The sequence below is a fragment of the Leptolyngbya sp. FACHB-321 genome (assembly GCF_014695975.1).
Taxonomy (GTDB): domain Bacteria; phylum Cyanobacteriota; class Cyanobacteriia; order Leptolyngbyales; family Leptolyngbyaceae; genus Stenomitos.
Genome location: NZ_JACJPI010000007.1, coordinates 1 through 8,686, shown reverse-complemented (window position 1 = coordinate 8,686; position 8,686 = coordinate 1). Strand labels below are relative to the sequence as shown.

5 protein-coding genes and 2 pseudogenes are annotated in these 8,686 nt (G+C 49.4%); all 7 read right to left on the bottom strand.

Annotation, left to right across the window (positions count from 1 at the left end; translation table 11 throughout):
• Nucleotides 1–375: 375 nt before the first annotated feature.
• Nucleotides 376–1,254: pseudogene (locus tag H6F76_RS00160) on the bottom strand (IS630 family transposase).
• 235 nt (nucleotides 1,255–1,489) lie between these two features.
• On the bottom strand, nucleotides 1,490–2,041 hold the full coding sequence (locus tag H6F76_RS00155; protein WP_190504870.1) for a hypothetical protein: 552 nt from the start codon (nucleotides 2,039–2,041) through the stop codon (nucleotides 1,490–1,492).
• A gap of 351 nt (nucleotides 2,042–2,392) precedes the next feature.
• Nucleotides 2,393–3,010 carry a GNAT family N-acetyltransferase gene (locus H6F76_RS00150; protein WP_190504868.1) on the bottom strand — a complete coding sequence of 206 codons (618 nt, stop codon included), beginning with the start codon at nucleotides 3,008–3,010 and terminating at the stop codon, nucleotides 2,393–2,395.
• Nucleotides 3,011–3,044: 34 nt separating this feature from the next.
• Nucleotides 3,045–4,118 carry a methyltransferase domain-containing protein gene (locus H6F76_RS00145; protein ID WP_190504866.1) on the bottom strand — a complete coding sequence of 358 codons (1,074 nt, stop codon included), beginning with the start codon at nucleotides 4,116–4,118 and terminating at the stop codon, nucleotides 3,045–3,047.
• Between the two features lie 296 nt (nucleotides 4,119–4,414).
• Nucleotides 4,415–6,655, bottom strand: a complete 2,241-nt coding sequence (locus H6F76_RS00140; RefSeq protein WP_190504864.1) for an AAA family ATPase — start codon at nucleotides 6,653–6,655, stop codon at nucleotides 4,415–4,417.
• Nucleotides 6,592–7,503: a BTAD domain-containing putative transcriptional regulator gene (locus H6F76_RS00135; RefSeq protein WP_190504862.1), complete on the bottom strand. Its 912-nt coding sequence runs from the start codon at nucleotides 7,501–7,503 to the stop codon at nucleotides 6,592–6,594. Before H6F76_RS00135 ends, H6F76_RS00140 begins: the two co-directional genes overlap by 64 nt.
• Before the next feature lie 271 nt (nucleotides 7,504–7,774).
• Nucleotides 7,775–8,065 (bottom strand): annotated as a pseudogene (locus tag H6F76_RS00130) (transposase); the annotation flags it as partial.
• Nucleotides 8,066–8,686: the final 621 nt, after the last annotated feature.

Here is an 8,686-nt window from a genome sequence, read left to right as displayed (position 1 = left end):
GAACCCCTAATTGTTGACTGCAAACATCGCCATGTCTCAACGGCACGACTTTTAGAGGCTCATCAAACCACTCGCAAAAAACAGTAGTACATTTGAACGCATTGAAAGGGCTGCCAATGAGCAACTCACGAGTAAACTTAAACGGACATCAGTCCATCAACTGACTTTATCAATCACTTGCAACAACTAGAGGTATATTCTCAATAACACCCCATTTTCAAGGTGTTATTTCCCATAATTTTTAGGAATTAGCCACACCATTGCTATATCGTCACTTCAGCCTATTTTGTAATTCCAATACCGCCAGTTACAGGGATTAGGCCATGTAAAGTAGCGCATGCTTGATAAGCCTTGATATAGCCGTATTCAACTATGTTAGGACGCCGCCTGCTTGAGAACAGCTTCCATCGCCTCGCGTAGACTGGCAAAGTCGGATAACAGCTTGCGAATGCGGCTCTTCAACCAGGCCCAGCACTTTTCAATCCGATTGAAGTCTGGCGAGTAGGGCGGTAGATAAACGACCCGACACTCTGCGGCTTCAATCAATTGGGCAACGCGACCGCCATGATGAAACGTGGCGTTATCGATAATCACCCACTGTCCGGGACGGAGTTGGGGAATCAAGCAGCTCTCTAGCCAAACCTCAAACACTGTCCGATTGCACGCTCCTTCAACGGTGAAGGGGGCAATGAGTTCACCATCGCGATAGCCCGCAATCATATTCACTCGTCCCTGCCGCCGACCCGATTTGAGGGCGTAGAAGCGTTCCCCCATCGGCGCGTAGCCGTAGCCATAGTTGTCTCGCTCATCCATGCCTGACTCATCGACATACACCAGATGCGGCGCTTTCGGGTCGCCCAGTTGCGCTAAGAACGCCGCTCGTTTGGCTTCGTCTGTTTGGACATAGCCGCATGTTTTTTTTTACGGCTGTGCTTAATCTTCGCTAAGGCTCTCGAAATCGTGGGTTGGCTCACCTCGCTGTCCCACAGTTGTGCTAGTTCACTCTGGGTTTTATCGCCATGCCTTTTGCTCAACTCGCCAAACTTCTCCAAATCGTTGATCTTCAGCTCTTGTTGGGTAACTTGTCTGGCTTTAGGTTTGATATCTCCGGTTTCCGCTTTGCGCTGGCACCACAAGTTAAACGCAAGAGCGACTAATGTTGAACAGTTGGCTTGCCTCACTTTTCTTGAGTCCATCCAACTCGATCGCCTGCATCACTTTTTGCCGAAAGTCGTCGCTGTAAGGTTTAGCCATAGAAGGGGGAAGACGCATCGGTATTTCTCTAGTTTACGTCCTAGCCTTGCTGAATACGGCTATAATTACTCTCCTTGATAACGGACTTGCGGATTTATCCAGTTAAAAGTTTGAGTTGTTAGATTTTTGCGTACTCAAAAGTTTAAGTAGTCTAAGTTGTTTCCAGAGCGTAACTCACCACGCCCAATGCGGTAATTGAGTGAGTGCTGTCTACTCAATTACCGCTTGTAAACGCTTACCGATGCGTAAGGCTGAGCCGGATAGTGGCGTTCTTTTTAGGGTCAAGACCTTCCATGTCGAAGAATTGACCGCTTCGAGCAATCTTGGTGCCTTGCTCGTTGAGGATGTCACCTGTGGCTGGGTTGTATCGCAGGTTCAGAATGGTTAACCCTTGCAAGGGATTGATGTCGATCACCTCCTGGGTTGTCTTGTCTTTGTCATACAGTTCAAGTCGAACCGGAACGAGAGATTTGGTACTTCTACCACTCGCTTTAAGGTTGAAGCTAACCGATGACTGGTTCTCAGGTCCGAACACTTGAGCAATTCGCTCTCCATCCACAAACACTCTGAGCATCATCTCCGGACGAGCTTCGAGCGCGCTACCGGGATCAAAAATAAAGCCCGGTGATGTATCAGCCCGATCAACCTTGACTTCAATCGTTTTCGTTGAATTAGTGTTTCCAGCTTGGCTGATGGTGAACTGTTGCGCGGATGCAAGCATTTGTTCTGCACAAACCGTCAATGCTGATGCAGCCAGTAGGGTGAGCGCAAATAATTGGCGTTTCATAATTTTTAGCCTCCTAGTTGATAAAGTGGAATGGTTTGATTAGCGACTCTGAATAACAGGTCGTCTGCGGAAACAGCGACTAGACGGATTGCGAAATACTGGTGTTTCATGGTTGGTAATCTCAAGTTGAAATCAACTGCAAGATTTATGCCAATGGCAATCAGTAATCGAACAAAACAATAAGTTGATTTAGTGTTCGTTTGATGGCTGGCGCGGTGCTGAGGGATTCTCAGTAGATGCCTTTGCTTTAATCGCAGCTGTAAATTGACTGAGATTTAAGACAAGTGAATCCTGACGAACACGGGAAGTCCGTGCTGCGAATGCACATAATTTGCACATAACTCTTGAGAATTAGACTTGAACGGGAGCGGTCATGAGGAGACTGTCGCCCGTGTGATGGATCAGCGGATGTGGAACAACTGGGGCGCGATCGATTTCTGCAAATCCATTGCGCTGATAGAGCTTTAATGCTCCTGCATTCTGCTCAAAGCACATCAAGCTAAGTTCTGCAAATCCTCGTTCCGCCGCTTGCTGATGAGCTAGTTGCAAAAACTGAGTGCCAATGCCTCGCCCGCGAAACTTAGGAAACAAAGCCAGCGCACAGATATACCAAGTTCCCGGCACTTCTAAATTATAAGGCGCTAATACATCGGGTTCGGACGGTTCTGATTGAACGCTGATTTGTGGTGTTTTTGGTTCCTCTGGTTCTGCAATCGGAAACGTCAGCATCATGCCGATCGTTTCACTGTTTTGCTCTGCTAGCGCACAGTTTTTGTAGCTAAACAAGCCGTCTGGATTGGCGTAACGCTTCGCGCCGATTTGGCTCGGGGTCAAACCTGGATATTCGTCTACCAGCGTACTCCAGATGTAATCGGACACGCCATCAGAGGCAATTCTAAACAGCTGAGCGATCGTGTCGCAGTCGTCAAGGGTTGCCGATCGAAACATCGTTCTGGTTGCAGTGTTCATGTCAATGATTCCTCTTGATTGCAAGTTGAGGAGATTAGTGCTTGCGAATGATGTAGTAGTCGTTCTGGAAGTCGTGCGCCAACTGCTTGATTTCAACTTGCTTAAAGCCTGCATTCGCCAGCATTTGCAGTGCTTTTTCTTTACCCCACATTGCCCCTAGCCCCATGCCACCATAGGCTAGCGAAACAGTCATGCAATGCATACAGGAGATGGTGTAGAGCAATGGAGCAATGGGATGATCAAGATTACCGCTCACATCTGTCGCCGCGTGGATGTCCTGCATCAGGTAAACCCCATTCGAGCGCAGGGCATCGTGAATATTTCGCAGCACCACGTCGGGTTTAGCCTGATCGTGAATCGCATCGAAAGTGGTGATTAAGCCGTAGTGATCGCGCTCCTCGATCGTGGCTGCATCTTGGACATGAAACTGGACATTGCTGAGTTTTCGCCGTTGCGCTTCCGCATTGGCATTGGCAACGGCTTCGCCCGAAAAGTCGTAGCCAGTGAAGCGACTGTTAGGAAAGGCTTCTGCCATTTTGTTCAACGCTCGTCCGCTGCCGCAGCCGACATCGAGAACGTGAATGCCCTGCTGTAGCGATTCGGTCAGTCCGGGAATCAGGGGCAAAACGTGATCGAACAGGGCAGACACCGTGCTTTGACCGCTATCTTCTGCCATCACCGCATGAAAGCGTTTGTACTCGGAATAGGGCACGCCACCGCCTTTGTAGAAGCAGTCGATGATTTGTTCTTCGACTGACCCCAGTAGCGGAATGTATTGGGCAAAGACGGCAATATTGTCAGAGGCAACAGAACGGGTGAGTAGGGCAGCGTGTTCGGCAGGCAGAGCGTAAGTTTTGGTGATCGGGTCATACTCAACAACGCGACCTGTGACCATTGCACCAAGCCATTCGCGCACGTAGCGTTCATTCAGTCCGGCAGCGTCGGCAATCTGCTCACTCGTCGAGGGCGGCAATTCTGCCATTGTGTCAAACAGTTCGGTGCGATGCCCGATCGAAGTCATCAGAGTGATCGCTCCACTGTTAAGGACGTTCAGCATCCGTTCTGCGAATGCTTCGGCCTTGGTCGTATCTAGGGTGTGCGTGGTCATGGCTGACTCCTTTGCTAACTTGTTTTCGATGTGCTTTTTGCATCTGAAATCAAGTTAGCGATCTGAGCGTTTCCACATCGTTCTCAAAGCGTTCCCAGTGCGTTCTCTGCTTGAAAGCTAGCTCCAGGGCAGGTTTGTGAGACTGAAAACTTGAGCAGACCAGACATGATCGCCGAGAATTTTGAGTTGCTGCGATTAATTCAGTGATAAATTGGGTGCGGTCGCAGGAGAGGTAAGAACAAATCCACGCAATGCTTGCTCTACATTCCAGCGCAACATTTCATTTTTAGTATGGTTTAGCTCTGTTTTTGCATGAGTTGCATTGTTCGATCGAACCATCCCTGGGCATGGGCACTCAGTTCGCGGCGATCGATGTGGCGAGCGAGTGATTCAAACTGTGCGGTTGCCCACTCCAAATTCCCCAATCCGACAAGGCTATGAATCAGAATTGCCCAAGCTGAAGCCGTTTCGCTGGCATGGTTTTTGATTTGAGCTACTTCTAGAGCAGCTTCGGCTCGAATGACTGCCAATTCAAGCCGTTGGGAAACTAAATCTGCTTCAGCAGCCACGTTCAGCACATAGGGCAGCATTCGCTTCGCATCGATCTGTTGAAGCGTCGAGATCGCCTGTTTTAGATCCACTTCAGCTCCGGCTTTTTGCAGCTTGTAGTTTGCCAGAGCTTTTAGGGCGGCAGCGATCGCGCCTTCACTTCCTTCGCCTTGTATCTTGGCAGCAACGATCGCCATCTCCTGACAGTAAGGCAGTGCCGCCGTGGGATCACCAACCTCCAGTTCCAGCATTGCCAGATAGCTCACCTGAATACATTCGCGCCAGTGGTCTTGTTCAGCCTGCGACTGTTGCCATGCCCGTTCCATTGAGGCTCGTGCCTCAACATAGCAACCCTTGTGGTAATAAATCCATGCTAATCCAGCATAAAGATCAGTAATCTGTAGATCAACTCTGGCAGCCAGCGATTGCGCTTCTAGCAGTAACGCTTCTGCCTGTTCCATGTCTCGTCCCAGTTCAAATAAATAGGAGCCGCTAAATGCTAACAATCGTGCTGCTGTCGTAGGACTTGCTTTGAGACTGATTTCGGCAGCTTGCAGTGAATACTGGTGAAAATCTGCAAATTTGTTTTGATTAAAGTGCAGGATCGTTAATGCTTCTAACCCGAGCGCTTCGTCTTCTTTCAAGCCCAATCGATTCGCTTGCGTCATCCACTGCTGAATTTCAGTTTCTAACTGTATGGCGCGATCGTTTGTCACCCCTGCAAGTGCCCAGACGCGCAACAGCCCTAACTGCAACCGGATTTGAGTTTGCTGATCGAGCGATTGGCAGTGCTGGATACCGCGTTCTGCTAGTGCAGCCGCTTCGGTGTAAGCAAAGAGTTTGAGACAACGTTCGGCAGCTAGCAGCGCCGCAGAAGCGGCAAGTTTATGATCGCCACCCAATGCTGCATGGTGGGCAACATCGCTAACTAAGGCATGATCCGAGGTCGAGGATTGATTGAGCCTTTGGGCTATTTGCAAATGCACCAACTGACGGCGTGGTTCTGAGATTTGCCGATAGACTACCTGACGCACAATATCGTGGGCAAAGTCGTATCCAATTTCATTTCCAGTCGCGGTGCTGGGACGAATAATTGCCTGCTGCTCAAGCTGTTCGATCGCCGTTAGCAGTTGCGGCAACGGAAAGTCTATCACCTGAGCAACCGTCGTGGGCTTAAAGCTGCGTCCGAAGGCGGCTGCCCAGGGAAGCAGATCGCGAGCCGCATCCTCTAATTTCTCCAGGCGATCGCAAATTAACGCTTCTAAATTGTCCGCATGATTCGCATGAGTCAAGTGGCTCTGGGATAAAGCGCGGGCAATCTCCAGCACAAACAGCGGATTGCCGCCGCTGTCAGTAAAAACTTGATCGACCGTTTCCACGGATAAATTAAATGAATGATCTGCGTTGACGGTGCGAATCAGTTCAACCATACCACCACGATCAATGGCTTGTAACTCAATGGTTTTTAACCGCTGCTCTCGTCTTAGCAGTTGCACCACCTGCGAGATTGCCGACTTCTGTGACAACTCTCCAGAACGAACGGTGCAGGCAAATTTAATGGGGAGATGACTCAGCAACCGAGTCGCGTAGTTCAGCAGCGCAGATGATGCCTCATCCATCCACTGAATGTCATCAAGCATTACTACCAGCGGGCTTTGGCTTGCCCATGCTGCCAGCAGTTGCACGACCGCATCGAACAAATAACTGCGATCGGGGGGAACTACGGCGGGTTGCCCAACCTCTGGCAGCAAAAAGCCCAGTTCTGGTGGAACAGTGGCAGGCAGTGGCACAGAACGCAAGGCATCAATCCAGATGCCGTAGGGTCGCACCATCTCAGCAGCGAATGCACGTCCCCAAAGGGCAACTGGCACGGTTTCTCGGAGTTCTTCGAGCAGTCGAGTTTTGCCAATGCCCGGTTCGCCAATTAACAGCAGCAATTGGGAGGCATCACGAGTGTCTGTGCTGACCACTCTTGAATCAAGCCCCATTCGCGTTTGCGTCCAACTAGCGGTAGGGTTGATGTCTTCCGGTTGGTTAGATGCGGCGATGCTGACGATCGCACAGTGACCGGAGGCTGAGCAGGTGTTCGAGCGACCAATGGCTCCTCTTCTCGCAACACTTGTTCATACAGCTTACGAGTGGTAGAACTCGGATCAACGCCTAATTCCTCACGCAGCACACTCAGGCAGCGATGATAGATCTGAAGGGCATTGGCGCGATCGCCGCACCCATTGTAAAGTCGCATTAGCGTGCAGTAGGTTGCCTCATTCAGGGCATCCAGGCGCAGAAGCTGCTGAGCATAGCCCAAGGCAGAGCGGTAATCCTGCTGGGTCTCTAAAAAATCGACTAACTGCTCTAATGCATGAGTGTATCGCTGCTGAAGCCGTTCCCGTTCGGGGAGAATCCACTCATCTTCGCAGCTTGGCAGTAACTCACCCTTGTAAAGGGCGATCGCCTGCTTGAGCAAAGATTGTGCCATTTGAGCATCAGCCACTTCTGCTGCTTTAAGGGCTTCCTCAAATTCCATCACATCAAGGGTGAATGGAGCCGTCGGCGACCACTGCAACGTTTTAGATTCGACTAGAAGAAACTGGTCTGCTTGAGGCAAGTCACGGCGCAAATAGGTCAACTCTTTGCGAAGATTGGTACGCGACTGAGTGTCTGTCGAGTCCATCCAGAGTTGAAAGGCAAGCCGCTGGCGCGTTTGGGGAGCATGACGATGCAAGACCAGATACGCCAGCAAGGCTTGTGATCGCGCAGTTGTGATTCCGGCAACCGGGCGATCGCCATAGGTTAAGGAGAGTTCCCCAAACAGTCTAATCTGCAACGTAGGCATACTGCTCTAGCAGCGGCACAAACCCTGAAGAGTCGATATCTTTATATAAAGACTTTTAGACCAGATTTTGCACAAATTGACGAAAATTTATAATCAGTACAGATTGACCAACAACGGGCTGTGTCGCAAAAACAGGTTAATGTAAGGTAGGGCAGCCTGAAACCTTTCGCCTATTAGGTTTTAACCTTATGTTCCCCTAAAGATTGATCATCACGAAAACAGTAGAATTTTCGGGCAGACTTTCTGGGTCAAGGGTTATTTCCCAATAACATTGTCTAGCTACATAATCCGTTCTTTTCCCCTTCTTTCTGTCTCCAGTTTCATCAATTACTACTGTGATGGCATTGCCCTTTAACGCGGCTAATGTTTGTGCTAATCTTCGCTCTCTTAATTCGCTTACTGACCAAGGTGACTTCGCTATAAAGTGAGGCAGCGCTTGGGCAGATCTTAATCCAACTACTTTCGCGATTTCCGGTAGCAATTTTCTCTTGATTCCTGAGATTATTCCTAGGTGTAAATATTTAAAACATTCATAACTTCTTACTGCGGGAAATAAGTCTTTCCCTTGCTACGAAACGTTTTCAGCACCTTTAGGGGCTAGAAAATGTCTAAGTCCCAGGGATTACTCTCAGTTTTGACATACAACTCGCCACCATCCCATTCCGGGATGCAGATGATTTAGTAACTCGCTCCTGGCGACAGGATTCAATAGTCAAAAGAACGAACCACGCCCTGACACAACCCATAGCGACAATTATGTGTCCATTTAAGCCGGATTGAATAAGGTGGCAATTCCTGAAGCCGGGCAGACCAGCCAACAATATTTAGAGGAGCGAACGGGCTGGTGCTATGAGTCGAGCGATCGCAAGTACTACCCACCGAAGTAAACAGTCCATAAAAGAGCTATTTTACGGAAAGATGGCAAGATACGCCAAGACGAGCGAATAGGTGCCAGCCCATGCCTAAGACAACTACAAAACTCCAAAATACGGAAAGATTATTACACCGTCCCAAAAATTCCTCTGTGCGCTTGCGTGAATATCTTCGACCTGACGAGGTCGAAGACTAATAGACATCTCCGAAAACTCCTAATGCCCCTCTGGTACTGGCTTTTCCAGGATTAAACGAGACCAGCCAACCCAGTCAGTTTTAACGTCAAAATCAGGATTTTAGGTATTTGCTG